The following is a 24,545-nucleotide window of genomic DNA, read 5'->3' on the forward strand; positions in this document are numbered from 1 at the left end:
GCGCGCTCTACGAGTGGACCGGACAACAGATAAGCCCCAGGTCCCTGACCCGGGGCTTTCGTATGGAGCGGGTGACGGGAATCGAACCAAAGGTTCGTCGGGGTTTCGTCCTCCCGGGTGACCATGAGTGCTCTGACCCCGCGCCCGCTTGGACTGCTGATTCGGTGGACCGGTACAGGCCGTGCCGCGCCGCGATCCGCCCCCGACGGTTGTGTGGTGTGGTGTGGTTCGGCCAGGCACGGCTGGTGCTCGGCCCGTGCCTGCGGAGCCTGGGCGGTGGCCGAGGGGGTCGACGCATTTCCGGTCGAATAGGGGCGAGCGCCGATACTGAATATCTCATGCCGCAACTGCAGAAATGGCCACTGGTGCGGTAAGGGTTTTTTACCCTCTCGAAACCGTCGGGATCATGTGCCGCGCATGGCCGCCAGTACCGTGCTACCGTCGATCTCAGTTGCAGTTGTGGTTCCCAAGACTTGCAAGCGTGCTCGCTGTCGTACAGGGCGGAGCGCTTTCGTATTTCCGGTGTTTATTTCCGGACGGGCAATCAACGCAGCGACACGGAGCCCGCATGGTGTGGGCTCCGGGCACTGCCCCGAAGGAGATATGACATGGCTACTGGCACCGTGAAGTGGTTCAACGCGGAAAAGGGCTTCGGCTTCATCGAGCAGGATGGCGGCGGCGCCGACGTCTTCGCCCACTACTCGAACATTGCTGCCCAGGGCTTCCGCGAGCTGCAGGAGGGCCAGAAGGTGAACTTCGACGTCACGCAGGGCCAGAAGGGCCCGCAGGCCGAGAACATCGTTCCCGCCTGACGCTGACGCGTACATCGTAGCTGGGGCCCGCACCTTGGGGTGCGGGCCCCAGCTCGTTGCTTTTCGGTGTTTCCCGGGTGCCCCGCAACGGCCGCACAAGCGGCGTGCGGGCAGCGAGTTCGATTTCCCGACCGCTATCCCGCGACGGGCAATCCGCCCGGATTCATGATCCGGCAACTGCTTCGCTCTTCTTTGTGGCGTTGCCGGTCCCGCTTCGGCGTGCAGGGGCGACATATTCCGCCCCGCTTCGTTTCATCTCATTTCATCGGTTCGTTCTGGCGATTCTTGTGTGCGGCTTATTGCCGCCGGGAATTCCTCGACGTACCGCATCGAGGAAGGTTCTCCATGAACCGCACAGCTCGCACGAATGACCGCAACTCCCGCTCTGCCGGCTCGTCCGGCTCAGGTCGCGGCGGCTACCGCTCCGGTGGGCCGAACCGCTCGGGCACGGGCCGTTCCGGAGGCCCTGGACGGCGTCCCGCGACTCTGCAGGGAGAGTTCGCCCTGCCCGTCACCCACACTCCCGCCCTGCCCCCGGCCGAGACTTTCGCCGCGCTGGACATGCCGCCGGCACTGCTGGCGGCCCTCGGCGCGGAAGGCGTGTCCGCCCCGTTCCCCATTCAGGCCGCCACGCTGCCGAACTCGCTGGCCGGACGCGATGTTCTCGGCCGCGGACGCACCGGATCGGGCAAGACGCTGGCCTTCGGTCTGGCCCTGCTGGCCCGCACCGGCGGACAGCGCGCCGAGCCCCGCCAGCCGCTGGCCCTGGTCCTGGTCCCCACCCGGGAGCTGGCCCAGCAGGTCACCGACGCACTCACCCCCTACGCCCGGTCGCTGAAGCTGCGGCTGGCCACCGTCGTCGGCGGGATGTCGATCGGCCGGCAGTCCAGCGCACTGCGCGGCGGCGCCGAAGTGGTCGTCGCTACGCCGGGACGGCTCAAGGACCTCATCGAGCGCGGTGACTGCCGCCTGAACCAGGTCGCCATCACCGTGCTGGACGAGGCCGACCAGATGGCCGACATGGGCTTCATGCCTCAGGTCACCGCTCTGCTCGATCAGGTCCGTCCCGAGGGGCAGCGGATGCTCTTCTCGGCCACCCTGGACCGCAACGTGGACCTCCTGGTCCGGCGCTACCTCACCGACCCGGTGGTCCACTCCGTCGATCCCTCGGCGGGCGCGGTCACCACGATGGAGCACCACGTGCTGCACGTCCACGGTGCCGACAAGCACGCCACCACCACCGAGATCGCGGCCCGCGAAGGCCGGTCGATCATGTTCCTGGACACCAAGCACGCCGTGGACAACCTCACCAAGCACCTGCTGAACAGCGGCGTGCGCGCCGCGGCCCTGCATGGTGGCAAGTCCCAGCCCCAACGCACGCGCACCCTGGCCCAGTTCAAGACCGGACATGTCACCGTCCTGGTGGCCACCAACGTTGCGGCCCGCGGCATCCACGTCGACAACCTCGACCTCGTCGTCAACGTCGACCCGCCGAGCGACCACAAGGACTACCTGCACCGCGGCGGACGCACCGCCCGCGCCGGCGAGTCCGGCAGCGTCGTCACCCTCGTCCTGCCCAACCAGCGCCGCACCATGAATCGCCTGATGGCGGACGCGGGCATCACCCCGCAGTCCACCCAGGTCCGCTCCGGCGAGGCCGAACTGAGCCGTATCACCGGAGCCCAGGCACCCTCCGGCATCCCGGTCACCATCGCCGCACCAGTCGTCGAACGCGCCAAGCGCAGCGGCTCTTCCACGCGCGGCCGCCGCAGCCGCCCCGCCCAGGCCCGCCGTGCCGCCGGATCATCCCGAACCGCGACCCCGACGGCGCGGCAGACCTCCTCGGCCCCGGCCGCCTAGGCCGGTCCCGGACGGTCACGCTCAGCTCGTCGGATCACCATCGTCACGGAGGCTTTCGTTGATGCTTCAGAGCTCCCCCCAGGCGGACTGCTCCGGCAAGGCAGCTGGCGACGTCATGACGTCGCCGGGACCACAGGTCGGCGACGACATGATCGTCGACCTGGCGCTGTCCGTCCTCATCGGGGCCCGTGCCGACCATCTCCTCGTCCGTGACGAGGACGGGCGATGTACGGGCCTGATCACCCGTTCCCAGATGACAGCCCACCACCAAGGGGCCTGGTACACCGAGGAGACCCGGTTGCGGGACATCGTCTACGACCGGGGGCCCTTCACTTCGCCCGTGATGTCTGTACACGACGCCGAACGCGCCATGCGCCAACGCGCGCTGCGGGCCTCACCCGTGATCGGTGAGGACGGGCACGCCCTGGGCGTCGTCGTCCTCACCCGTTGATACCTCCCCGCCCGGGCCGGTGATCCGTTTCCGGCTTCTCTTCGACCTTGTAGAGGCACTATGCGCGTCGTCATCGCCGGCTTCCCCTTCAACCTGCTCAAGACCGAGGTGCAGGATGCGATGAAGGGCGTCAAACCCGAACCCGTCACGGGTGAGTCCGTGCTCATCGGCCGCCGCCATTACCCCGTCAAACAGGTCGGGGAGATCATCACCCGGCAGGACCGTCGTGACTTCTCCGCCGGCGAAGTGACCCGAGCTCTGAGCCGCCTCGGCTTCGTGTGCCGCCCGGCTGCCGCGCTCGTGCCACCGACCGGTCTCACGCCACTGGAGACGGCGTCGGCCTTGCTGGGGCACCCGGCCCGAGCCTGACCGGACCGCTGTGGCAATGCAGGCCCGACGGTCCGAGGCTGACCTCCCCACACGGTGTTGCGGGGTGACTCCTGCCGTGGCTACCTGGTTGTCAGCGAGGCCCGACAGTCCGAAGGAGGACGGAAGCTGTGTCCCGCGACGCCGCCGAATCCGGAAGTGTGCCCCTCGCCCCGGTGAGGGGAGAACGTGCTCCAGCCGGCCAACCCCGCGGAGCGCACCGTGACAGTGCCGGGGAGGGCTCTCACCCGGCTGCCGCTCTGGTGGAGCGGGCGGCCGGACTGGTGGAGCCGATCAAGCCGAAGCTTCGTGGCTGGCTCCACGCCGCAACGGTCCCCGCCGCGCTGATCGCAGGCGTCGTCCTCATCAGCCTGGCCCGGACCCCGCAGGCCGCCCTGGCCTGCACCGTGTACTCCCTCACCGCGTTGCTGCTGTTCGGGACGAGCGCCATCTACCACCGCGGCACCTGGGGGCCGCTCGGCGAGGCCGTTCTGCGTCGTCTCGACCACGCCAATATCTTCCTCATCATCGCCGGCACCTGCACCCCCCTGGCCGTGCTCCTCCTCCCTACGGACCAGCGGCCCGTCCTGCTGTGGATCGTGTGGACGGGGGCGCTGGTCGGCATCGCCTTCCGCGTCCTGTGGGTCGCAGCTTCCCGATGGCTGTACACCCCCTGCTACCTGGCCCTGGGCTGGGCACCGGTGCGCTACCTGCCCGACTTCCTGCACACCGGCGGAGCGGCCGTACTCACCCTGATCGTGACCGGCGGTCTCCTCTACAGCGTGGGTGCGGTGGTCTACGCCCTCCAGCGCCCCGACCCCTCACCTCGCTGGTTCGGCTTCCACGAGGTCTTCCACGCCCTGACGGTGGCAGGCTTCACTGCGCACTACATCGCCATCTCCCTCGCCGCCTGCTGACCACAGCAGTGTCCTGGCGCGTGGGCCTCGTCCGTCCCACGTCCCGATGGCCCGCCCGGCTCCCGGTGAATCAGAGGCGCGGAGCCTCGGACGCTGCCGCGAGATCAGGGCATACCGCGACCGTGGCGCTCAACCCGGTTGGCGTCAGGCTGACGGCGAAGAGCTCCGGCGACGATATCGACGGAGCTCGTCTGCGTGGTTGCTGTGGGTCGGCTGTGACTCCGGCCTGTCCGACGGTGACTGAACGTCCCCGGGGCGCGGGCGGCCGTGCGCGGGCGCGGAAGCGGAGTTCAGGCGTCGGTCTTGCGGCGGGGCCCGGAGGGTGAAGTGCGCAGTTCTTCGTTGATGCGCTGAGCTTCGTCGAGCTGGTCTTCGAGGATGATGATGCGGCAGGCGGCGTCGACGGGGGTTCCCTGGTCGACGAGTTCGCGGGCGCGTGCGGCGATACGCAGCTGGTAGCGGGAGTAGCGGCGGTGGCCGCCCTCGGAACGCAACGGCGTGATCAGCTTGGCCTCACCGAGGGCCCGCAGGAAGGCGGGGGTGGTGTCGAGCATTTCGGCGGCTCGACCCATGGTGTAGGCGGGGTAGTCCTCGTCGTTGAGACGGTCGTGAGAGATTTCTGCGGTCATTTGCACCTCTGATGGGGGAATGCATCGTGGGGCCCTGGTGCCGAACACGCACCAGGGCCCCGAGGGATTGAACACCATCTGCCGGCTTACTGTGGTGCCGGCTTTCTGTTTCCGCACCGTCGCCCGGGAGAGGGCGGGAAGTGCGGGGATCGCGGATGTGTGACCGGGGACCACCTTCCATTCCGGGGCCTGCGGTACCCGAGCGGACTCACTTCCTCGCCCGGGCGATCCTGATGGTGTCTGCCTCCTTCTCATCCTTCTGCCGGCCTGCTTGCTACTGCGGATCCTGCGATTCCGCTCGCGGCCCCGGGGGTCGCCCGGCCCGGCAGTCAGTCGCGGGGCCCACCTGCATACCTTTCGGCCCCGCGACTCCACTGCCGTGCCTCTTCTGGTGCTGCACGCGCGGCAGTTCGACCTCTGCCACGCCTTTCGATCTCTTGGCTACGACGAAAAGCCTAAACCCCGAGAGGCCGCATGTCTACCGCCGCCATGACAGATTTTCTGGCAAGGTGATGGCCGAGCTTCTGTCGTCCGCGCCTGATGGAAACGGCACCAGGAAGCGCGTTGTCCGGGGTGTGGGAACCGAAGGGGCGGGCACGCTGCCTGCCACGGCAAAAAGGGCGCAACAGATCACAGGTGGGGTGTACGCGCATGAACGGTATGAAGATCACCAGCGCCTCTCATCCCGTGCCGACCGTGGTGCGGGGCGAAAGCCTGGACAGCATCCACCGGGCCCGCGAGGCGACCCGCGCATTCGCTGACAACCTCACTCCAGCACCGGATCCCGAGCGCACGGACACCTTCCTCCTGGTGGTCTCCGAACTCGCCACCAACGCACTGCGCCACGGCGGTGGCCGGTACACCCTCCAACTCTTTGCCGGCCCGGACACGCTGACCGCCGCGGTCAGCGACCTCAGCTCAGCGGCCCCCCGCGAACGCGCACCTGATCTCAACGGCGGCGGTGGCTTCGGCTGGCACATGGTCCGCCACCTTGCCAGCCACCTGGCCATCACCCCCGCCCCCGGAACCGGCAAAACCATCCATGCCCAACTCCCCCGGTAGCGGGGCCTGTCGGCGAGCTGCGCATCGGGACATGACATGAATCCCATCAGCTTCAATCGATGTCTTCAGGGCGGGGATGAACCTCTGGGATCGCGCGAGGTTCTTGGCGAGGTACGCGGCCCGGGTACCTTTGCCGCCCCCCCGGGGGGTCCGACGGGGACGATTCGCATCAGCGGAGGAACCCTTCGTAATTGCGCTGCTGAAGCTGGCTCTCGATCTGCTTCACGGTCTCCAGGCCCACACTCACGATGATGAGGATGCTTGTCCCGCCGAAGGGGAAGTTCTGGTTCGCGTTGAACAGCACCAACTCCATTGTTGGTACGAGTGCGATCAGCCCCAGGTACAGCGAGCCCGGCCACGTGATCCGGTTGAGGACGTAGCTGAGGTACTCGGCCGTCGGGCGACCGGCCCGGATGCCCGGGACGAAGCCACCGTGCTTCTTCATGTTGTCGGCGACTTCTTCGGGGTTGAAGCTGATGGCCACGTAGAAGAAGGCGAAGAACACGATCAACAAGACGTACGCGGCGAGGTAAACGGGGTGGTCTCCCTTGGTGAAGGTGGTGGCGATCCAGGTCGCCCATGCCGCCTTCGACCCGCTGAACTGTGCGATGAGCGCCGGGATGGAGAGCAGCGATGACGCGAAGATGACGGGAATCACACCCGCCTGGTTCACCTTGAGCGGGATGTACGTGGACGTACCGCCGTAGGACCGGCGGCCGATCATCCGCTTCGCGTACTGCACCGGGATGCGCCGCTGGGCCTGCTCGACGAAGACCACCAGGGCGACCATCGCCAGGCCCACCAGGATCACCGCGAAGAACTCGATCCAGCCGCCGGCGAGCTTGCCCTGAAGCTTGACCTGCCACAGCGCGCCCGGGAAGCGGGCGGCGATCGAGATGAACATCAGGATCGACATGCCGTTGCCGATACCGCGGTCGGTCACCATCTCCCCGAGCCACATGATCAGGGCCGCACCGGCGGTCATCGTGATGACCATCGTGATGGTGGTGAAGACCGAGCCGTTGGGCACGATCTGGCGCGTGCAGCCCTGAAAGAGCGAACCGGCGCGGGCGGCGGCCACCAGGGCGGTGCCCTCCAGGGCGGCGAGCGCCACGGTCAGATAGCGGGTGTACTGGGTGATCTTCGCCTGGCCGGACTGCCCCTCCTTCTTGAGGGCCTCCAACCGCGGAATCACCACGGTCAGCAGCTGGAGGATGATGCTCGCCGTGATGTACGGCATGATCCCCAGCGCGAAGATCGTGACCTGCAGCAGCGCACCACCGCTGAACATGTTCACCAGGCCGAACAACCCGCTGTTGGCGTGGGTCCGCTCCATGCAGAACTCGACGTTCGCGTACTTCACCCCAGGGACCGGGATGTGCGCTCCGACCTGGTAGAGCACGATGATGCCCAACGTGAACAGCAGCTTCTTGCGCAGGTCGGGCGTCTTGAACGCTCGGGCGAACGCGGTGAGCACGGTGCCTCCTGCGCCTCCCGCCACTCTTAGGGCAGGGAGGCGACGGTCTTGAGGATCGACGAATACGTAGCGGCTGTACTGCGCGGAGCTCGCCCGCACGGCGGGTTCCGAGGCAGGACCCCGTGGCCGACTTGGTTGCCCAGGGTGCGGTGCGCGCGCAAAAGTCGCCGTCTCCCTCTCGCCCAGGCGTACGGACGCTGGGCTTCCGTACACACCCATCGGGACCGCTTGACCGCGGCCAAGGCGCTACCTGGCGGTCGGGGTTTGTGTCGGCGTCGGAACCGGCTCGGCGGGTGAGGGACGGTACGGCATCGGCACCAGGCCGGTAGTCGGGGCGCGGGTCGGCATCGGCACCGGGCCGGTAGTTGGGGCGCAGGTCGGCATCGGAACCGACCGGGTGGTTGACGTGCAGGTCGGCATCGGCGCCTTCGTGGCACTGGGCACGGGGCGGGGTCTCGACGGCATCGGGACCGACTCGGCGGGGGTGCCGGGGCGGTGCTGAGGGCCTGTGGGGCCGTCCTGAGCGAAGGAGCTTGGCAGGACCATCAGTCCGACTCCGAGCCCGGCAACGGTCAGCACTGATCCGGTGGCCGTCCAGGCCGCTCGAGCCCGCCGGCGTGCGCGAACGCCGGCGTGCAGTCGGTCGCGGTGCCGGTCCTCATAGAGCGTGTCCTCCTGGCCGTCGCGCATCATCCGCGCCAGCTCCTGCTCGAAGTGATCCATAGCTCCCTCTTCACTCCACCGGCTCTGCCTCAGCCAGAAGCTGACGCAACCGTGCAACGCCGCGTGACGTCAGTGAACGGGCGGTACCCACCGGACAGCCCAGTACCTCCGCGACATCCCGCTCGGGCAGGTCCTGGTAGTAGCGCAGCACCACCGCAGCCCGCTGCCGCGCCGGCAGCAACGCCAACACGGCCTCCAACCGGGTCTGCTCGTCCACGGCAGCGGTCTCGTCTGTCACCTCGGGCGGGTCGGGCAGCTGGTCCACAGGGTGCTCGCCCCACCAGCGACGCCGTGCCGAGCGAGCCGCAGCACGGGCCAAGACCCTGCGCGCATACGCCTCGGGCGCCTCCTTGGCCACCTTCGGCCAGGCAAACCACAGTTTGACGAGCGCTTCCTGCAGTAGATCCTCGGCCCGGTGTCGGTCGCCACCGGTGAACAGCCGCGCCAGGTGAAGCAACGCCGACCACCGAGCCGCCACGAACCGGTCGAACTCATCGGCCCGCAACTGCCCCATCAGCGTCACCCCCTCACCTCAACACGCCCCTACACCCTCAATAAAGGCACTGGCCCCTGCCCCGCTATGCACCCCCGACAAGTGACGTGGCTCACGCAAGCCATCCCGGCCGTGCCCACGGCTCGACGTGTCCGGGTCGGCGGCGGCAGATCGGACGGGATGTTTGCGGGTGGTAGACGAGTCAGTCCGAATGCCTGCGGGCCCGTACACCCCGACGACCAGGACGCGAAGACTGCCGACGAGGTACGCAACGCGTGGAACGCATGGCACCCGAATGTCCCGCTGACCGTGTTGAGCAGCCGGACACACTCGCTGCCCCGGCCGATCGTGGACCACCTGCGCGCCGTCCACGCCGAGACGGAAGACGACCGCTTGGCGGAAGAGGAACACGGAAGGCGGATGCCATGACCGTTGACGAGCTGACCATCCGCGACCTGGCTGGGGCCGCGAGCTGTGCTGGGCGGCCTGATCAAGCACGTTGCCGCAGTCGAGCGGAACCGGGTGGCCTTCTTCCTGAACGGCCCATCTGCGACAGGGGACTTCACGGCCATGCCCCAGGCTGACTGGGCGCGTCGGGCCGACGAGTTCCGGATGCCGGCCGGTGGACACGTGACGCAGTTACAGGACCCATCGGACGAGCCCTAGTGGTGCACGAGTGGTGCGCCCCTTCTAGGCCGACCAACCGATCCGCCCAGGACGCCGGTTCGGCAGGTATCGGCCGCTCCTGGGCGGCTTGATGCTGGCCGAGGCCGGGGCATGCCGAAGGCAGGCGGACGAGTGAATCCCCCTTCTGGCCTGCGGGTCTATTGGCTAACCCGCCCGCCATGCACCTTCATCGTCCGTTCCTCGCACAGCAGTTGGCGTGAGCGGGTCACGCAAAATGGATCTCAGGATTCGAGCTAACCCCAGGGTTGAGGTTCGATTTCCGACCCAGGGCCGCCGCTGGGCCCTCCATTGGGGGTCTAGCGGTGCGCTAGTGGTGCGGCGCCCCGAAATTGGACGAGAAAACAACTAAGCCCCAGGTCGTCGACCTGGGGCTTTCGCATGGAGCGGGTGACGGGAATCGAACCCGCGCTCTGAGCTTGGGAAGCTCATGTTCTACCATTAAACTACACCCGCGTGATTCGCCCTGGAATGCAGAGCGAAGCATCGTCGCACACTCTACCCCATCGCTCCCCGTCGGAGCATTTGGCATTTCCGGGGCGTGGAGGGAGCGCGGATGCGGTGTGCAGGAGGCGCTGATGAGGGGCGCTGACGGGGTGCGGATGGGGTGCCGCCCGGGGGTTCGGTGGGCGGTGGCGGGTGTGTCGCGGGGGCGGGATGCGGCTGCGGGGCGCGGGAGTTGGGGCGTACGGTGGGTGCTCGGAGTGCCGCGTGTGAGGGCATCCAGTTCATCCCCTAATGTGGCTTTTGTTGTCCACGCAGTTGGGAGAGGGACTTGATGGACCGCACCGTCGTACGTTGCGCCGAGGGCCACGTGTTCAGCACCGCTTCGTTCCCCATGCAGACCACCGACCGGCTCGGTCCCGGACGGTTGCTGCGTTGCCCGCGCTGCGCTCGGCTGCGGCAGTCGGTGCCCGTGGAATACGCCAAGAGGTAGCGGGACGGGCATGCGCAGCGGGAGCAGGAACGGCACGGAAGCAGGAGAGAAGTAGCAGGAAGAAGTAGCGGGAAGAAGTAGGGGACCAGCGGGGAGCGGTAGGAGAGAAGCAGTGAGGGCCCGGCCCAGGTGGGTCGGGCCCTCGTCGTGCGGTGGGGGTGGTGCGGGCGCGTATCCTCGTCTGCGTGCTTCTCTCAGACAAGGACATCCGGGCCGAGATCGACGCTGGTCGGGTGCGCATCGACCCCTATGACGCGTCGATGGTGCAGCCGTCCAGCATTGACGTGCGCCTCGACCGCTATTTCCGGGTGTTCGAGAACCACCGGTACCCGCACATCGACCCCGCCGTCGAGCAGACCGACCTGACCCGGGAGGTCGTTCCGGAGGGGGATGAGGCGTTCATCCTGCACCCGGGTGAGTTCGTGCTGGCCTCGACGTATGAGGTCATCAGCCTGCCCGACGACGTCGCGTCGCGGCTGGAGGGCAAGTCCAGCCTCGGACGGCTGGGGTTGCTGACGCATTCGACCGCCGGGTTCATCGACCCGGGGTTCAGCGGGCATGTGACGCTTGAGCTGAGCAATGTCGCGACGCTGCCGATCAAGCTGTGGCCGGGCATGAAGATCGGGCAGCTGTGTATGTTCCGGCTGACCTCGCCGGCCGAGCACCCCTACGGCAGCGAGCGGTACGGCTCCCGTTACCAGGGGCAGCGCGGCCCGACCCCGTCGCGGTCGTTCATGAACTTTCACCGTTCGCAGGTCTGAGTGAGAGGCCTGAGTTACAGGTCTGACGCAGGTCTGAACGGTTGCCGGCGTACACCGACAGAAGGTCTGAGAGAGATACGTGAGTGGAGTGCGGGAGAACCTGACGTACGAGCGCTTCGGCGGGGCGATCCGGGAGCTGGCGCAGACGATCGCGGATGACGGGTACGAGCCCGACGTCGTGCTCTCGATCGCGCGGGGTGGCGTGTTTGTCGCGGGTGGTCTGGCGTACGCGCTGGACTGCAAGAACATCCACCTGGTGAATGTGGAGTTCTATACCGGGGTGGGGACCACTCTGGAGATGCCGGTCATGCTGGCGCCGGTGCCGAATGCGATCGACTTCTCGGACAAGAAGGTGCTGATCGCCGATGATGTCGCGGACACCGGTAAGACGCTGAAGCTGGTCCACGACTTCTGCCAGGGCACGGTGGCGGAAGTCCGTAGCGCGGTGATCTATGAGAAGTCGCACTCGCTGGTGAAGTGCGAGTACGTGTGGAAGCGCACGGACGAATGGATCAATTTCCCGTGGAGTGTCGAGCCGCCCGTGGTGCGGCGGGAGAATCAGGTTCTTGATGCCTGAGTGATACCCCGACTCCCCTTCTTTGTCAGGGAGTTGACAGGCGGGCCGCCCGCCACCGCTTTGCCTTGCGTGGCTTTCGGCCAATCCCGTTCCGTCTGTTCCGCCGGTGACTACCTCCGAGTAGAAACCGGCGGTAACAGCAGACCGGAGGGGAGGCCCAATGGCGCGGGCGGGATGGGCGAGAACGGCGGGAAAGCCGGGAAGACCGAGAAGGCCGGGACGGCCGCGAAGCTCGGGACGGCCGCGATGGCCGGCTTTGTGGTCCGTGTGTGGACTGGCGGCGCTGGTGGTGGGCGGGGTCGGCGGAGCCGGGGTTGCCGCCGCCGATCCGGTGGCCCCTTCCACGGCCGTGGCGGGGAAGCCGTTGCCGCCCGAGTTGGAGAAGATCCGGGCCGCGGAGGCCACCAAACTGTACGGCGATCCGGCAGAGCGGCCGGCCGGGGAGCGTAAGACCTCGTTGATCTCGCTGGGGGACAGTGAGATCTCGGGGGAGGGCGTCGGGACGTACGAGCCGGGAACGGACGGGCCGACCAATTGGTGTCATCGGTCGCCGGATTCCGCGATTCACCGGACCGGCATTGCGGCGGATGTGACATACAACGTCGCGTGCTCGGGAGCGTACAGCGGCAATATCCGGATCGGCGGGAGTAAGCAGTACCCGGACGAGCTGGTGCAGAGCGACAGTCTGGCGATCAAGGCCCGGAATACGCGGCTGAAGATGGTGCTGCTGGTCGCCGGGGCCAATGATGATCTGCAGTTCGGGCCGGTGATGACGGATTGCGTCGAGCGCTGGTTCCTGCTGCAGGGAACCTGCGAGCCGAAATACCAGCCGGGGTGGCAGACGCGGGTCGACGGGCTGGTGCCCAAGGTCGAGCAGACGGTGAATGATCTGCGGACCGTGATGCGGGACGCGGGATACGCGGATGGCGACTACCGGCTCGTGGTGATGTCGTATCCGAGTCCTATCGGGCCCGATGTGGAGGACAACCCGAGTTTCCCCGGGAAGCTGCCGGGCGGCTGCACCGGATATACGTCCGATGCGGGGTGGGGGCGTAATGCCGCGGTGCCCGCCTTTGAACGGGGGATGCGGAAGGCCGCGCAGGACACCGGGGCGACCTATCTCGATGCCTCCCGGCTCTTCCATGGGCATGAGGTGTGCATGGAGGATGCCTGGGCCCGCGGGCTGTACGTCAATATCTCCAACCCCTTCCCGCCGGACGCCAATTCGGTGCGGCAGTCGTTCCACCCGAATGTGCGCGGGCACGGCGCGTTCGCCTCGTGTCTGACGCAGCTGTACGCGGCGTCGGGGCTACGGGAGGCGTCCTGCGCGGATCCGGCGAGCAGCGGGCAGCCGACGCTGTATGCCGGGGCCTGGGACGATGCGTACCGGCCGCTGAAGAATGCCGGTACGGGCAGTTGTGTGGATGCGACCGGCGGTTCCAGCCGTAATGGGACGGCTGTGGGCGGCTGGGACTGCAATGGGCAGCGCAATCAGACCTGGTGGTACGACCCGGCCGCAGGGCAGAAGTCGGTCCACGTGGGGCTGACGCAGGACCGGTGCCTGGACGTGCCCGGCGGGCGGTATGAGCCGGGGGCCGGGCTGGTGCTGTGGAATTGCTCGGGTGCGGCCAACCAGCAGTTCGTACGCGAGGACGCCGGCGGCGGCACCATCCGGCCGGCCGGGGCGACGTCGCTGTGCCTGACGCTGGGCGGGGCGAAGGAGCCGCTGCGGTTGCAGGGGTGTGACGGGTCGGCCGGGCAGCGGTTCGCCTGAGAGAGGCGGATTGCCTGACGGCTCGGGTTCGCCTGACGGCTTCGGTACGCGAAGGGCCCGCTACGGACATCCGTAGCGGGCCCTTCGGCGTACATATGGCCGGAGGAGAGCGGCGGTCAGATCGTGCCGAGCTTCACCAGGGCCAGCAGCGCGACCAGCTGGATGGCGGAGGCGCCGAGGGCCTTGGGCCACGGCAGGTCGTGCGACTTGCTGACCATGGAGGTGAGCAGGAAGCCGGTGGCGAGCCAGGTCAGCCAGCCCAGGACCTGGACGATCGGGCTGTCACCGCCGAGGAACATGGCGAAAAGCAGCCGGGGAGCGTCCGGAATCGTCATGATCAGCATGGCCAGGCCGATGGTTGGTGCCCAGGCGCCGTCGCCGCCGAACTGGCGGGCCATGGTGTGGGTGACCGCGCCCAGGATCACGCTGCCGATGATGAACACCACGGCGGTGACCCCCACCCAGGGGATGCTCTGGGAGAGGGTGGCGTTGAGCACGTCCTCGCGGGCCTTGTCGAAGCCGAAGACCGCGAGCAGGCCGTAGATGAAGGTGACGGTCAGCGCGGGGCCCCACACCGTGTGGTCGCGCATCTGCCAGAACGTGGGCGCGGGGCGCAGCACGATGCCGGACAGCAGCTGCTTCCAGTGCAGCCGGGGGCCGGCCGGCGGCGCGGTGGCCTGGCCGGCGCGGTACGTGCCGCCGTCGGCGTACTGGCCGTCGGGGCCGGGGCCGTTGTCGTACTGGCCGGGGTGCGGGTCGTACGAGTCCGGGGCCTCGCCGATGCTGAACTGGCGGGTGTGGCCGGCGTTGTTGTCGTCGGCGTGCGGCGCGTGCGACGGCTGTGGGGGCTCGTAGCCACCGTCGCCGAAGTACTCCGGCTCGCCGTGCCCGCCCTGCGGCGCGCCGCCATAGCCCTGCGGGGGCTGCGGCGGCTGCCACTGCCCATGCGGGGACGGGGGCTGCTGCTGCCCGTACGGTCCTTGCCGGCCGTACGGAGCCTGCTGCCCCTGGTGCGCCTGCTGCTGCCTGTCCTGTGCGGTGCGGGGATCCCGTCCGCGACCCATCCTGAATCCAGCCACGTATTCGAAAGTACCTGGTCCGCACGGACTCGGTGGCCGGGCACGGAGAGTGGGCGGTGGTTTGCTGCTGAGCTGTGACATCCCCTAGGGGGAGCCCGGAGGGGACTGGCGCCGGCCGGGTGCCCAGCGGAGGGTCAGGTCCGGCAGGTTCTCCATGTTGTCGCTGCCGTCGCCGGTGGCGATGACCGTGAAGCCGTGGTGGGCGTAGAAGGCGCGGGCGCCGGTGTTGAGCTGGAAGACATGGAGGGTCAGGCCCTCGGGGCTGAGCCGCTGTGCCTCGGTGAGGAGCAGGGTGCCGATGCCGGTACGGCGGACGTCCGGGCGGAGATAGAGGTGGTCGAGGAGATCGCGCTGTACGGCCGCGTAGCCGAGGATCTCCGGGCCGCGGGCCGCTACCAGGGTGCGGCACTTGGGCAGCACGATCTCGCGGATCCAGCGGGTGACCTCGTCGTGGGTGCGCCGCTGGGGCGGGAGGTACGGCATGGTGGCGCGCCGGGACGCCTGGTGGACGGCGGCGATGGCGGGGGCGTCCGTGGGGGCGGCGGGGCGTATGCGGAGGGGTGGGGGCGCGGCGTGGGGGGCCTCGTCCATGTGGTCTTCCATGCGGTCATGGTTGGGGCGGGGGGTGTGGGGGGCAACTGGATTTCGTCGGGTGCCCGGCTCGTTGGCGGAGCGGCGACAGGCCCTAGCTGCCGTCCGCGCCGTCCCGGCACGCCGGGTGTCCCCAGCCGTCGGCGTTCTTGGCGATGGGCTCGCCGGCCGTGTAGGAGCGGCCACAGCGGCAGCGGCCGGGGAACTTGGCGTTGAGGGTTCGTGACGAGGCCCCCGAGGCGCGTCCCCGGGTAGCGGACGACGCGGCTTTCGCGGGTGAGCCGTTGGTGCGACGGCGGGTGCCACCGGGCCGGGGGGTGTCGGGCGAGGGCGGCGGCACCGGGGAGCCCAGCTCGCTGCCGGCGGGCTCCTGGAGGGTGGCGGCCTGGCTCGCGGCGCGGTCGGCGAAGTCGTTGAGCGGGTCGCCGTCCACCTGGTGCGCGGGCACGTACCGGAATTCCACGGAGCGCCCCTGGAGCAGCGCGTCGATCCGCATCACGAGCTCCTGGTTGGCGACCGGCTTGCCCGCCGCCGTCTTCCATCCCTTGCGCTTCCAGCCGGGCAGCCAGGTGGTGACCGCCTTCATCGCGTACTGCGAGTCCATCCGGATCTCCGCCGGGACGGCCGGATCGATGGCCGCCAGTAGGCGTTCCAGCGCGGTGAGTTCCGCGACGTTGTTGGTGGCGGTGCCCAGGGGGCCGGCCTCCCAGCGGGCAGCGGTGCCCGCACCGTCGCCGACGACCCACGCCCAGCCCGCGGGTCCGGGGTTTCCCTTCGAGGCACCGTCACATGCGGCGATCACGCGTTCAGCCATGCGGGCGATGATGTCAGGGGGCGCCCCGTGGGGCGAAACCGTGCCTGCGGCGGGGCCCGCCGTGGCCCGGCGCCGGGGGGCTGGGCGGCCTGGCCGCACCGTAAGGCGTTCGCCTCGCTCGCTTTGCCCGCCTCCTTCGGTGCGATCTCGCGCCATACGAACTTCCCGTTGGGGCACAGGAGTTGATCGCTGAGCGGGAACCAGCCCCACACCGCCACCCCCGACTCCCTCCGGGACTTCCTCCAGACCGTCCAGGCGGGCCGGCTCGACGGCGGAGCCGCGTAGAGGCGCACGCGTCGGGGCGGAAATCCGCCTGGTGCCGGGCGCCTGCCGCGGCGAGGATGCCGATCATGACCTTCAAGTTCGCGCCCGTCATCCCCGCGGGGAGTCTCTCCTGCGCCGCTCAGCCCTCGCTGCGGTCGCAGGACGGGGAGTTGGTGTTGCGGCCCTGGGCGGACGGCGATGCCGCCGTTGTGCGGGGCGCTTACGAGGACCCGGCGATCCGGAGCTGGCACTCGGGGCACGTGGCGTCGCTGGAGGAGGCGCGGGAGTGGGTCGCGGCCTGTGGGCGGGGCTGGCGGGAGGAGAGGGCGGCTCAGTGGGCGGTTACGGGGGCCGTCGGCGGCGAGGTGCTGGGGCGGGTGGCCCTTCGGTGGATGGATCTTCAGCGGGGGCTCGCCGAGTGCGCGTACTGGGTGCTGCCGGGCGCTCGGGGGAAGGGTGTCGCGCCCCGGGCCCTGGTTACCCTGGCCGGCTGGGCACTGGACGAGGCCGGGTTTCACCGGCTCGAGCTGGTGCACTCGGACCGTAACGAGGCGTCCTGCCGGGTGGCCACCAAGGCCGGCTTCGTGGGGGAGGGCACCCGTCGGAGTGCGCACCGGCATGCCGATGGCTGGCATGACATGCATCAGCACGGCCGGGTGCAGGGGGACGTGTAGGCCTCCAACGCCGACGGCCGGCCCCGCAGCGAGCGGGACCGGCCGTAGGTCAGGGAGCGAGCGGCGCTACTTCACCGGCTCGGGCTCCGGCGCGTCCTCCGACTCCGCATCGCCCGACGGGTCGACCGGGGTCCTGACCGAGTCCAGCAGGAGCTGGGCCACGTCGACGACCTGGATGGATTCCTTCGCCTTGCCGTCGTTCTTCTTGCCGTTGACGGAGTCGGTGAGCATGACGAGGCAGAAGGGGCAGGCGGTGGAGACGATGTCCGGGTTGAGGGACAGGGCCTCGTCGACGCGCTCGTTGTTGATGCGCTTGCCGATGCGCTCTTCCATCCACATCCGGGCACCACCGGCGCCACAGCAGAAGCCGCGCTCCTTGTGGCGGTGCATCTCCTCGTTGCGCAGGCCCGGCACCTTGGCGATGATCTCGCGCGGCGGGGTGTAGACCTTGTTGTGGCGGCCGAGGTAGCAGGGGTCGTGGTAGGTGATCAGGCCTTCCACCGGGGTGACGGGGATGAGCTTGCCCTCGTCGATGAGGTGCTGCAGCAGCTGCGTGTGGTGAATGACCTCGAACTCGCCGCCCAGCTGCGGGTACTCGTTCGCGATGGTGTTGAAGCAGTGCGGGCAGGTGGCGACGATCTTCTTCGACGACTTGGGCTTCTTCGTCGACTCGTCCTCGCTGTCCTCGCCGAAGGCCGTGTTCAGGGACTCGACGTTCTGCTGGCCGAGCTGCTGGAAGAGGAACTCGTTGCCCAGGCGGCGGGCCGAGTCACCGGTGCAGGCCTCGTCGCCGCCCATGATGGCGAACTTGACGCCCGCGATGTGCAGCAGTTCCGCGAAGGCCTTCGTCGTCTTCTTGGCGCGGTCCTCCAGGGCGCCGGCGCAGCCGACCCAGTAGAGGTACTCGACCTCGGTGAGGTCCTCGATGTCCTTGCCGACGACCGGAACCTCGAAGTCGACCTCCTTGGTCCATGCCAGGCGCTGCTTCTTGGCCAGGCCCCAGGGGTTGCCCTTCTTCTCCAGGTTCTTGAGCATCGTGCCCGCCTCGCTGGGGAAGCTGGACTCGATCATGACCTGGTAGCGGCGCATGTCGACGATGTGGTCGACGTGCTCGATGTCGACCGGGCACTGCTCGACACAGGCGCCGCAGGTGGTGCAGGACCACAGGACGTCGGGGTCGATGACGCCGTTCTCTTCGAGGGTGCCGATCAGGGGGCGCTCGGCCTCCGCCAGGGCGGCCGCGGGGACGTCCTTGAGCTGCTCCTCGGTGGCCTTCTCGTTGCCCTCCGCGTCCTTGCCGCCGCCCGCGAGCAGGTACGGCGCCTTCGCGTGCGAGTGGTCGCGCAGCGCCATGATCAGCAGCTTCGGCGACAGCGGCTTGCCGGTGTTCCACGCCGGGCACTGCGACTGGCAGCGGCCGCACTCGGTACAGGTGGAGAAGTCGAGGATGCCCTTCCAGGAGAAGTGCTCGACCTGGGAGACGCCGAACTGGTCGTCCTCGCCCGGGTCCTCGAAGTCGATCAGCTTGCCCTCGCTGGTCATCGGCTGCAGCGCGCCCAGCGCCACGTCGCCGGACGCCTCGCGCTTGAACCAGATGTTGGGGAAGGCCAGGAAGCGGTGCCAGGCGACACCCATGTCCGTCTTCAGCGCGACCGTGATCATCCAGATGAAGGACGTCGCGATCTTGATGCCCGCGAAGAGGTAGGTGAGGTTCTGCAGGGTGCTCAGGCTCAGGCCCTTGAAGGCCGCGACCAGCGGGTACGTGGCGAAGTAGGCGGCCTCGTAGTGGTCGACGCCGTGCTGGGCGCCCTCCAGGGCGTGCAGCGTGACGATGCAGATGCCGACGATGAGGATGACGGTCTCGACGAAGTACGCCTGGCCGGTGTTGGAGCCCGCGAAGCGGGACTTGCGGCCGGCGTTGCCGGGCCTGCTCAGCTGGCGGATGACGATCAGGGCGAGGATGCCCAGGGTCGTCATCGTGCCCATCCCCTCGACCCACAGCTCCCACGGCAGCCAGTTGCCGATGACCGGGATCAGCCAGTCGGCCTTGAAGAGCTGGCCGATGGCGTTGACGATCGTCAGCAGCAGCGAGAAGAAGCCCACCGCCACGAACCAGTGCGCGACGCCGACCACGCCCCAGCGGTTCATCCGCGTGTGGCCGAGGAATTCCTTGGCGACGGTGAGGGTGCGCTGCGCGGGGTCGTCGGTGCGGGAACCGGCGGGTACGGGCTGGCCTAGCCGTACGAAACGGTAGATCTGCAGGATGGCACGGCCGAACAGCGCGACGCCGACCGCGATTAGGACCAGCGACACAATGATCGCGGCGAGTTGCATGGGTGGCTCCTCGGGCCTGCGAGAGCGGGGGACTACGGGGAATTGCCGGGATTACTAAGCGGTAACTTTTCAGGTCTGCGCTGAGAGTACCCAGTATCCGCGGCCCCATGAAGCCGCCCAGCCGGTGATCTGTGTCGCGCAGGCAACCCTCACGGGGGGCGGCCCCGTCTTCTTGGGTCCTCTTTCGCGCTTCTTCCCCGCTTCCTCCCTGCTCCTTCCGGTCTCCTGTCAGTCTCCCGCGGTCGTCGCGCAACCCCCTCCGCCGCCCTGGCGTCCTTACAAACGCGCTGGTGAGGATAAGGGCCATATAAAAGTTGAGTGGGCTCGACTCAGCTCTGTTGACAGGATTTCTCGGGTGTTGCACTCTTGAGCCTGTTCCACTCAAGTCAGCTGGAGGAATCGAAATGGCACGTGCGGTCGGCATCGACCTGGGCACGACGAACTCCGTCGTCAGTGTTCTCGAAGGCGGTGAGCCCACCGTCATCACCAACGCCGAGGGCGCCAGGACCACGCCGTCCGTTGTCGCCTTCGCCAAGAATGGCGAGGTGCTGGTCGGCGAGGTAGCGAAGCGCCAGGCGGTCACCAACGTCGACAGGACCATCCGGTCGGTCAAGCGCCACATGGGCACCGACTGGAAGATCGACATCGACGGCAAGGGCTTCAACCCGCAGCAGATGAGCGCCTTCATCCTGCAGAAGCTCAAGCGTGACGCCGAGTCGTACCTGGGCGAGAAGGTTGTGGACGCGGTCATCACCGTTCCTGCCTACTTCAACGACTCCGAGCGCCAGGCCACCAAGGAGGCCGGTGAGATCGCGGGCCTGAACGTCCTGCGGATCGTCAACGAGCCGACCGCGGCCGCCCTGGCCTACGGCCTCGAGAAGGAAGACCAGACCATTCTGGTCTTCGACCTCGGTGGCGGCACCTTCGACGTCTCGCTGCTGGAGATCGGCGACGGCGTCGTCGAGGTGAAGGCGACCAACGGTGACAACCACCTCGGTGGTGACGACTGGGACCAGCGTGTCGTCGACTACCTGGTCAAGCAGTTCAGCAACGGCCACGGCGTCGACCTGTCCAAGGACAAGATGGCCCTCCAGCGCCTCCGTGAGGCCGCTGAGAAGGCGAAGATCGAGCTGTCGTCGTCCACCGAGACCACGATCAACCTGCCCTACATCACGGCTTCCGCCGAGGGCCCGCTGCACCTGGACGAGAAGCTCACCCGCGCCCAGTTCCAGCAGCTGACCGCGGACCTCCTGGAGCGCTGCAAGACCCCGTTCCACAACGTCATCAAGGACGCGGGTATCAACCTGTCCGAGATCGACCACGTGGTCCTGGTCGGCGGCTCGACCCGTATGCCGGCCGTCGCCGAGCTCGTCAAGGAGCTGACCGGCGGCAAGGACGCCAACAAGGGCGTCAACCCGGACGAGGTCGTCGCCCGCGGCGCCACTCTCCAGGCCGGTGTCCTCAAGGGTGACGTCAAGGACGTCCTCCTGCTGGACGTCACCCCGCTGTCCCTCGGTATCGAGACCAAGGGCGGCATCATGACCAAGCTCATCGAGCGGAACACGACGATCCCGACCAAGCGGTCCGAGATCTTCACCACCGCCGAGGACAACCAGCCCTCCGTGCAGATCCAGGTCTACCAGGGCGAGCGCGAGATCGCGGCGTACAACAAGAAGCTCGGGATGTTCGAGCTGACCGGTCTGCCGCCGGCCCCGCGTGGTGTCCCGCAGATCGAGGTCTCCTTCGACATCGACGCCAACGGCATCATGCACGTCACGGCCAAGGACCTCGGCACGGGCAAGGAGCAGAAGATGACCGTCACCGGCGGCTCCTCGCTGCCGAAGGACGAGGTCAACCGGATGCGCGAAGAGGCCGAGAAGTACGCGGACGAGGACCACGCCCGCCGCGAGGCCGCCGAGGCCCGCAACCAGGGCGAGCAGCTGGTCTACCAGACCGAGAAGTTCCTCAAGGACAACGAGGACAAGGTCCCCGGTGAGGTGAAGACCGAGGTCGAGGAAGCCGTCACTGAGCTGAAGGAGAAGCTCAAGGGCGAGGACACGGCCGAGATCCGCACCGCCACCGAGAAGGTCGCGGCCGTCTCCCAGAAGCTGGGCCAGGCCATGTACGCCGACGCTCAGGCCGCGCAGGGCGCTGCCGGTGCCGAGGGCGCTGCCGCCGGTGAGCAGCCCAAGGCCGAGGACGACGTGGTGGACGCCGAGATCGTCGACGACGAGAAGCCCAAGAAGGATGGTGCCGCGTGACGGAGGAGACCCCGGGCTTCGACAAGGAGCCCGACGTCCCCTCTGACGCCGCTTCCGAAGACGCGGCGCAGGAGGCCGAGTCCGCCGACAAGGCGGGCTCGGCCCCGGCCGGGGACGCCAACGAAAGCACCCGAGACGCCCAGGACACGGCCGTCACGGCGCAGCTGGACCAGGTGCGGACGGCGCTCAACGAGCGCACGTCGGACCTCCAGCGGCTCCAGGCGGAGTACCAGAACTACCGCCGTCGGGTGGAACGGGACCGGGTCACGGTCAAGGAGATCGCCGCGGCGAGCGTCCTGTCCGAACTCCTTCCCACCCTCGACGACATCGGCCGTGCCCGTGAGCACGGCGAACTGGTCGGCGGCTTCAAGTCGGTGGCCGAATCGCTGGAGACCGTGGTCGCCAAGCTGGGTCTGCAGCAGTTCGGCAAGGAGGGCGAGCCCTTCGACCCGACGATCCACGAGGCGCTGATGCACTCGTACGCACCGGATGTCACGGAGACCACGTGCGTGGCGATCCTGCAGCCCGGGTATCGCATCGGTGAGCGAACGATCCGCCCCGCGCGGGTCGCCGTCGCCGAGCCGCAGCCGGGCGCGCAGAACGCCAAGTCCGCCTCCGAAGAAGACACCAAGGCTTCGGACGAGGAGAGCGGTGGCCCGGACGAGGGCTGACGTGAGGACACAGAAGAAAACCGCACGGAAGGAGGGACGTCGAGGATGAGCACCAAGGACTTCGTCGAGAAGGACTACTACAAGGTCCTCGGCGTCCCGAAGGACGCCACCGAAGCGGAGATCAAGAAGGCGTACCGGAAGCTCGCCCGCGAGTTCCACCCGGACGCCAACAAGGGCGACGCCAAGGCCGAGGAGCGCTTCAAGGAGATCTCCGAAGCCAACGACGTCCTGGGCGACAGCAAGCGCCGCAAGGAGTACGACGAGGCGCGGACGCTGTTCGGCAACGGCGGCTACCGGCCGGGTCCCGCCGGGGGCGGCGGCAGCTTCAACTTCGACCTGGGCGACCTCTTCGGAGGCACCCAGGGCGGCGGTCAGGGCGGCGGCGGCTTCGGCGGCGGGCTCGGGGACGTCTTCGGCGGCCTGTTCAACCGCGGCGGCGCGGGCACCCGTACGCAGCCGCGGCGCGGCCAGGACATCGAGTCCGAGGTGACGCTCAGCTTCACCGAGGCGGTCGACGGGGCCACGGTCCCGCTGCGGATGTCCAGCCAGGCGCCGTGCAAGGCGTGTTCGGGCACCGGCGACAAAAACGGTACGCCACGGGTCTGCCCGACCTGTGTCGGCACCGGCCAGATCAGCCGCGGCGCCGGTGGCGGTTTCTCGCTCACCGACCCGTGTGCCGACTGCAAGGGCCGGGGCCTGATCGCTCAGGACCCCTGCGAGATCTGCAAGGGCAGCGGCCGCGCGACGAGCGCCCGCACCATGCAGGTCCGTATCCCGGCCGGCGTCTCCGACGGGCAGCGCATCCGGCTGCGCGGCAAGGGCGGTCCGGGCGAGCAGGGCGGCCCGGCGGGCGATCTGTACGTCGTCGTGCATGTCGACGCCCACCCGGTCTTCGGCCGCAAGGGCGACAACCTCACCGTCACGGTGCCGGTCACCTTCCCGGAGGCCGCGCTGGGCGGCGAGGTGAAGGTGCCGACGCTGGGCGGCCCGCCGGTCACGCTGAAACTGCCGGCCGGCACTCCCAACGGACGCACGATGCGGGCCCGGGGCAAGGGCGCGGCCCGTAAGGACGGCACCCGAGGTGACCTGCTGGTCACCATAGAGGTGATCGTCCCCGGTGACCTCAGCGACAAGGCGAAGGAATCGCTGGAGTCCTATCGAGAGGCGACCGCGGGTCAGGACCCGCGGGCGGAGCTGTTCCAGGCCGCGAAGGGAGCTTGAGATGGACAGCCGGGGCGGGCAGCGTCGTAACCCGTATGAACTGACCGAAGAGTCGCCGGTGTACGTCATCTCCGTCGCGGCTCAGCTCTCCGGTCTGCATCCGCAGACCCTGCGTCAGTACGACCGGCTGGGCCTGGTCTCGCCCGACCGCACGGCCGGGCGGGGCCGCCGCTATTCGGCCCGGGACATCGAACTGCTGCGTACGGTGCAGCAGTTGTCCCAGAACGAGGGCATCAACCTCGCCGGCATCAAGCGCATCATCGAGCTGGAGAACCAGGTCGCGGCCCTGCAGCAGCGGGTCGCCGAGCTCCAGGGCGCCCTGGAGGGCGCGGCCAGCGCGATGCAGCAGCGGGAGGCAGCGGTGCATGCCTCCTACCGCCGCGATCTGGTGCCGTATCAGGATGTGCAGCAGACCAGCGCGCTGGTGGTGTGGCGGCCCAACAAGCGGTCCGAGTAGCGGGCTCCGCGGGTAACGGGCTCCGCGAGCCGTAGCCGTACGCCGAAGGGCCGGGGTGACGAACCCCGGCCCTTCGGCGTACGTACGGGCCTCAGCAGCCGTTGTATCCCGCCGTCGGCATCGACAGCCGGCGGTGCACATGCGACTTCATCGCCAGCGTGTAGACCGGCTCGTCGAGGTCGGCGATCTCCAGGCGCACGCCCGCCGCCGCGCACCGTGCGCCGAACTCGTCGGCCCCGTCGATGGCGTTCTCCAGCGCCCGGCGGTTGGGCGCCACGAACACATCGACCAGGCCCTCTTCGACGTCGCTCCACAGCGCGCTGTGGTCGGCGCGCAGCTGGTGCAGGCTGAGCCGGCAGGTCAGGTGGTAGTCACGGGCTGCCGCCCACTGTTGGCACATGTCGTGCTGGCTGCGGTCGTCGACCAGAAACGGATCCTCGTCCAGCTCGGACAGCGGCATCAGGCAGGCGATCGCCGTCACTCGGACCGAGTTCATCGTGCCCTCCGGGGCGTGGCGATTGTGGGGGCGACGATACCCCCGCAGACGGCCCGGGGTGGAGGGGCTGTGCCCGGTGGCGAGGCATAACCGCAGGCATGGCAGATCTTCCAGCCGTCCTGGTTGATGGCGAGCTGGCCGCCGCATCGGGGGCAGAGTT

22 protein-coding genes and 1 tRNA gene are annotated in these 24,545 nt (G+C 68.4%); 14 read left to right on the forward strand and 9 right to left on the reverse strand.

Annotated features, from left to right (window positions below; translation table 11 throughout):
* The first annotated feature begins 608 nt into the window (after positions 1 to 608).
* From ACZ4S3_RS14585 to trhA, 5 genes are all read left to right on the forward strand, one after another.
* A complete protein-coding gene (locus tag ACZ4S3_RS14585; RefSeq protein ID WP_069775160.1) occupies positions 609 to 812 on the forward strand; it encodes a cold-shock protein in 204 nt (67 codons plus the stop codon).
* A 345-nt stretch (positions 813 to 1,157) separates the two neighbouring features.
* Positions 1,158 to 2,672: a DEAD/DEAH box helicase gene (locus tag ACZ4S3_RS14590; RefSeq protein ID WP_467932062.1), complete on the forward strand. Its 1,515-nt coding sequence runs from the start codon at positions 1,158 to 1,160 to the stop codon at positions 2,670 to 2,672.
* A gap of 61 nt (positions 2,673 to 2,733) precedes the next feature.
* Entirely contained in the window at positions 2,734 to 3,123 is a 390-nt protein-coding gene (locus ACZ4S3_RS14595; protein ID WP_467932063.1) for a CBS domain-containing protein, read from the forward strand.
* 60 nt (positions 3,124 to 3,183) lie between these two features.
* On the forward strand, positions 3,184 to 3,492 hold the full coding sequence (locus ACZ4S3_RS14600) for an SCO5918 family protein (protein WP_467932064.1): 309 nt from the start codon (positions 3,184 to 3,186) through the stop codon (positions 3,490 to 3,492).
* Positions 3,493 to 3,620: 128 nt separating this feature from the next.
* Positions 3,621 to 4,406 (forward strand): PAQR family membrane homeostasis protein TrhA, encoded by a 786-nt coding sequence (gene trhA, locus ACZ4S3_RS14605; protein WP_467932065.1) that lies wholly within the window; start codon positions 3,621 to 3,623, stop codon positions 4,404 to 4,406.
* 290 nt (positions 4,407 to 4,696) lie between these two features.
* Here the strand turns inward: trhA and ACZ4S3_RS14610 are convergent, their stop codons facing one another.
* Positions 4,697 to 5,035: a MerR family transcriptional regulator gene (locus ACZ4S3_RS14610; protein ID WP_467932068.1), complete on the reverse strand. Its 339-nt coding sequence runs from the start codon at positions 5,033 to 5,035 to the stop codon at positions 4,697 to 4,699.
* A gap of 651 nt (positions 5,036 to 5,686) precedes the next feature.
* Between ACZ4S3_RS14610 and ACZ4S3_RS14615 the strand changes: the two genes are divergently transcribed.
* On the forward strand, positions 5,687 to 6,097 hold the full coding sequence (locus ACZ4S3_RS14615) for an ATP-binding protein (protein WP_467932072.1): 411 nt from the start codon (positions 5,687 to 5,689) through the stop codon (positions 6,095 to 6,097).
* Between the two features lie 169 nt (positions 6,098 to 6,266).
* Here the strand turns inward: ACZ4S3_RS14615 and secY are convergent, their stop codons facing one another.
* The 3 genes from secY to ACZ4S3_RS14630 form a co-directional block, all read right to left on the reverse strand.
* Entirely contained in the window at positions 6,267 to 7,574 is a 1,308-nt protein-coding gene (gene secY, locus ACZ4S3_RS14620; RefSeq protein ID WP_467932076.1) for a preprotein translocase subunit SecY, read from the reverse strand.
* 733 nt (positions 7,575 to 8,307) lie between these two features.
* Entirely contained in the window at positions 8,308 to 8,811 is a 504-nt protein-coding gene (locus ACZ4S3_RS14625) for a SigE family RNA polymerase sigma factor (protein ID WP_467932534.1), read from the reverse strand.
* A 1,045-nt stretch (positions 8,812 to 9,856) separates the two neighbouring features.
* Positions 9,857 to 9,930: transfer RNA gene (locus ACZ4S3_RS14630), tRNA-Gly, on the reverse strand.
* 666 nt (positions 9,931 to 10,596) lie between these two features.
* On the opposite strand from ACZ4S3_RS14630, the gene dcd reads away from it, so the two are divergent.
* The 3 genes from dcd (at position 10,597) to ACZ4S3_RS14645 (ending at position 13,523) form a co-directional block, all read left to right on the forward strand.
* Positions 10,597 to 11,172 carry a dCTP deaminase gene (gene dcd / locus ACZ4S3_RS14635; protein WP_467932080.1) on the forward strand — a complete coding sequence of 192 codons (576 nt, stop codon included), beginning with the start codon at positions 10,597 to 10,599 and terminating at the stop codon, positions 11,170 to 11,172.
* A 79-nt stretch (positions 11,173 to 11,251) separates the two neighbouring features.
* Positions 11,252 to 11,749, forward strand: a complete 498-nt coding sequence (locus ACZ4S3_RS14640; protein WP_467932082.1) for a phosphoribosyltransferase — start codon at positions 11,252 to 11,254, stop codon at positions 11,747 to 11,749.
* Positions 11,750 to 11,909: 160 nt separating this feature from the next.
* Positions 11,910 to 13,523, forward strand: coding sequence for a ricin-type beta-trefoil lectin domain protein (locus ACZ4S3_RS14645; protein WP_467932086.1), 1,614 nt, complete (start codon positions 11,910 to 11,912; stop codon positions 13,521 to 13,523).
* A gap of 116 nt (positions 13,524 to 13,639) precedes the next feature.
* Here the strand turns inward: ACZ4S3_RS14645 and ACZ4S3_RS14650 are convergent, their stop codons facing one another.
* From ACZ4S3_RS14650 to ACZ4S3_RS14660, 3 genes are all read right to left on the reverse strand, one after another.
* Positions 13,640 to 14,587, reverse strand: a complete 948-nt coding sequence (locus ACZ4S3_RS14650; protein WP_467932535.1) for a Yip1 family protein — start codon at positions 14,585 to 14,587, stop codon at positions 13,640 to 13,642.
* A gap of 99 nt (positions 14,588 to 14,686) precedes the next feature.
* Positions 14,687 to 15,205, reverse strand: a complete 519-nt coding sequence (locus ACZ4S3_RS14655; protein WP_467932089.1) for a GNAT family N-acetyltransferase — start codon at positions 15,203 to 15,205, stop codon at positions 14,687 to 14,689.
* Between the two features lie 82 nt (positions 15,206 to 15,287).
* The gene (locus ACZ4S3_RS14660) at positions 15,288 to 16,019 is read right to left on the reverse strand and encodes a ribonuclease H family protein (RefSeq protein ID WP_467932537.1); all 732 of its coding nucleotides are present in this window, start codon (positions 16,017 to 16,019) and stop codon (positions 15,288 to 15,290) included.
* A 338-nt stretch (positions 16,020 to 16,357) separates the two neighbouring features.
* Here ACZ4S3_RS14660 and ACZ4S3_RS14665 point away from each other — a divergent pair, with 338 nt between their 5' ends.
* Positions 16,358 to 16,945: a GNAT family N-acetyltransferase gene (locus tag ACZ4S3_RS14665; RefSeq protein WP_467932092.1), complete on the forward strand. Its 588-nt coding sequence runs from the start codon at positions 16,358 to 16,360 to the stop codon at positions 16,943 to 16,945.
* A gap of 66 nt (positions 16,946 to 17,011) precedes the next feature.
* Here ACZ4S3_RS14665 and ACZ4S3_RS14670 read toward each other — a convergent pair whose 3' ends face one another.
* Complete coding sequence (locus ACZ4S3_RS14670; protein WP_467932096.1) at positions 17,012 to 19,279, reverse strand: (Fe-S)-binding protein; 2,268 nt, start codon at positions 19,277 to 19,279, stop codon at positions 17,012 to 17,014.
* A 404-nt stretch (positions 19,280 to 19,683) separates the two neighbouring features.
* On the opposite strand from ACZ4S3_RS14670, the gene dnaK reads away from it, so the two are divergent.
* From dnaK to ACZ4S3_RS14690, 4 genes are read left to right on the forward strand one after another with little or no spacing between them, the layout of a single operon-like run.
* Positions 19,684 to 21,540 (forward strand): molecular chaperone DnaK, encoded by a 1,857-nt coding sequence (dnaK, locus tag ACZ4S3_RS14675; RefSeq protein WP_467932099.1) that lies wholly within the window; start codon positions 19,684 to 19,686, stop codon positions 21,538 to 21,540.
* Positions 21,537 to 22,211, forward strand: a complete 675-nt coding sequence (gene grpE / locus ACZ4S3_RS14680) for a nucleotide exchange factor GrpE (RefSeq protein WP_467932103.1) — start codon at positions 21,537 to 21,539, stop codon at positions 22,209 to 22,211. Before dnaK ends, grpE begins: the two co-directional genes overlap by 4 nt.
* Positions 22,212 to 22,256: 45 nt before the next feature.
* Positions 22,257 to 23,432, forward strand: coding sequence for a molecular chaperone DnaJ (dnaJ, locus tag ACZ4S3_RS14685; RefSeq protein ID WP_467932107.1), 1,176 nt, complete (start codon positions 22,257 to 22,259; stop codon positions 23,430 to 23,432).
* A gap of 1 nt (position 23,433) precedes the next feature.
* Complete coding sequence (locus tag ACZ4S3_RS14690; protein WP_467932112.1) at positions 23,434 to 23,889, forward strand: heat shock protein transcriptional repressor HspR; 456 nt, start codon at positions 23,434 to 23,436, stop codon at positions 23,887 to 23,889.
* Between the two features lie 91 nt (positions 23,890 to 23,980).
* On the opposite strand, the gene ACZ4S3_RS14695 is transcribed toward ACZ4S3_RS14690, so the two are convergent.
* Positions 23,981 to 24,385: a hypothetical protein gene (locus ACZ4S3_RS14695; RefSeq protein WP_467932116.1), complete on the reverse strand. Its 405-nt coding sequence runs from the start codon at positions 24,383 to 24,385 to the stop codon at positions 23,981 to 23,983.
* Positions 24,386 to 24,545 lie beyond the last annotated feature (160 nt).

The sequence above is a fragment of the Streptomyces sp. NPDC028368 genome, assembly GCF_055565615.1.

Bases quoted from the DNA above. Each gene is read 5' to 3' on its own strand.
- ACZ4S3_RS14650 (WP_467932535.1), bottom strand. From the start codon at position 14,587: ATGGGTCGCGGACGGGATCCCCGCACCGCACAGGACAGGCAGCAGCAG.
- ACZ4S3_RS14695 (WP_467932116.1), bottom strand. From the start codon at position 24,385: ATGAACTCGGTCCGAGTGACGGCGATCGCCTGCCTGATGCCGCTGTCC.
- ACZ4S3_RS14665 (WP_467932092.1), top strand. From the start codon at position 16,358: ATGACCTTCAAGTTCGCGCCCGTCATCCCCGCGGGGAGTCTCTCCTGC.
- ACZ4S3_RS14625 (WP_467932534.1), bottom strand. From the start codon at position 8,811: ATGGGGCAGTTGCGGGCCGATGAGTTCGACCGGTTCGTGGCGGCTCGG.
- ACZ4S3_RS14585 (WP_069775160.1), top strand. From the start codon at position 609: ATGGCTACTGGCACCGTGAAGTGGTTCAACGCGGAAAAGGGCTTCGGC.
- ACZ4S3_RS14590 (WP_467932062.1), top strand. From the start codon at position 1,158: ATGAACCGCACAGCTCGCACGAATGACCGCAACTCCCGCTCTGCCGGC.
- ACZ4S3_RS14600 (WP_467932064.1), top strand. From the start codon at position 3,184: ATGCGCGTCGTCATCGCCGGCTTCCCCTTCAACCTGCTCAAGACCGAG.
- ACZ4S3_RS14610 (WP_467932068.1), bottom strand. From the start codon at position 5,035: ATGACCGCAGAAATCTCTCACGACCGTCTCAACGACGAGGACTACCCC.
- ACZ4S3_RS14615 (WP_467932072.1), top strand. From the start codon at position 5,687: ATGAACGGTATGAAGATCACCAGCGCCTCTCATCCCGTGCCGACCGTG.
- ACZ4S3_RS14670 (WP_467932096.1), bottom strand. From the start codon at position 19,279: ATGCAACTCGCCGCGATCATTGTGTCGCTGGTCCTAATCGCGGTCGGC.
- dnaK (WP_467932099.1), top strand. From the start codon at position 19,684: ATGGCACGTGCGGTCGGCATCGACCTGGGCACGACGAACTCCGTCGTC.
- ACZ4S3_RS14655 (WP_467932089.1), bottom strand. From the start codon at position 15,205: ATGGAAGACCACATGGACGAGGCCCCCCACGCCGCGCCCCCACCCCTC.
- ACZ4S3_RS14645 (WP_467932086.1), top strand. From the start codon at position 11,910: ATGGCGCGGGCGGGATGGGCGAGAACGGCGGGAAAGCCGGGAAGACCG.
- ACZ4S3_RS14595 (WP_467932063.1), top strand. From the start codon at position 2,734: ATGCTTCAGAGCTCCCCCCAGGCGGACTGCTCCGGCAAGGCAGCTGGC.
- ACZ4S3_RS14690 (WP_467932112.1), top strand. From the start codon at position 23,434: ATGGACAGCCGGGGCGGGCAGCGTCGTAACCCGTATGAACTGACCGAA.
- dnaJ (WP_467932107.1), top strand. From the start codon at position 22,257: ATGAGCACCAAGGACTTCGTCGAGAAGGACTACTACAAGGTCCTCGGC.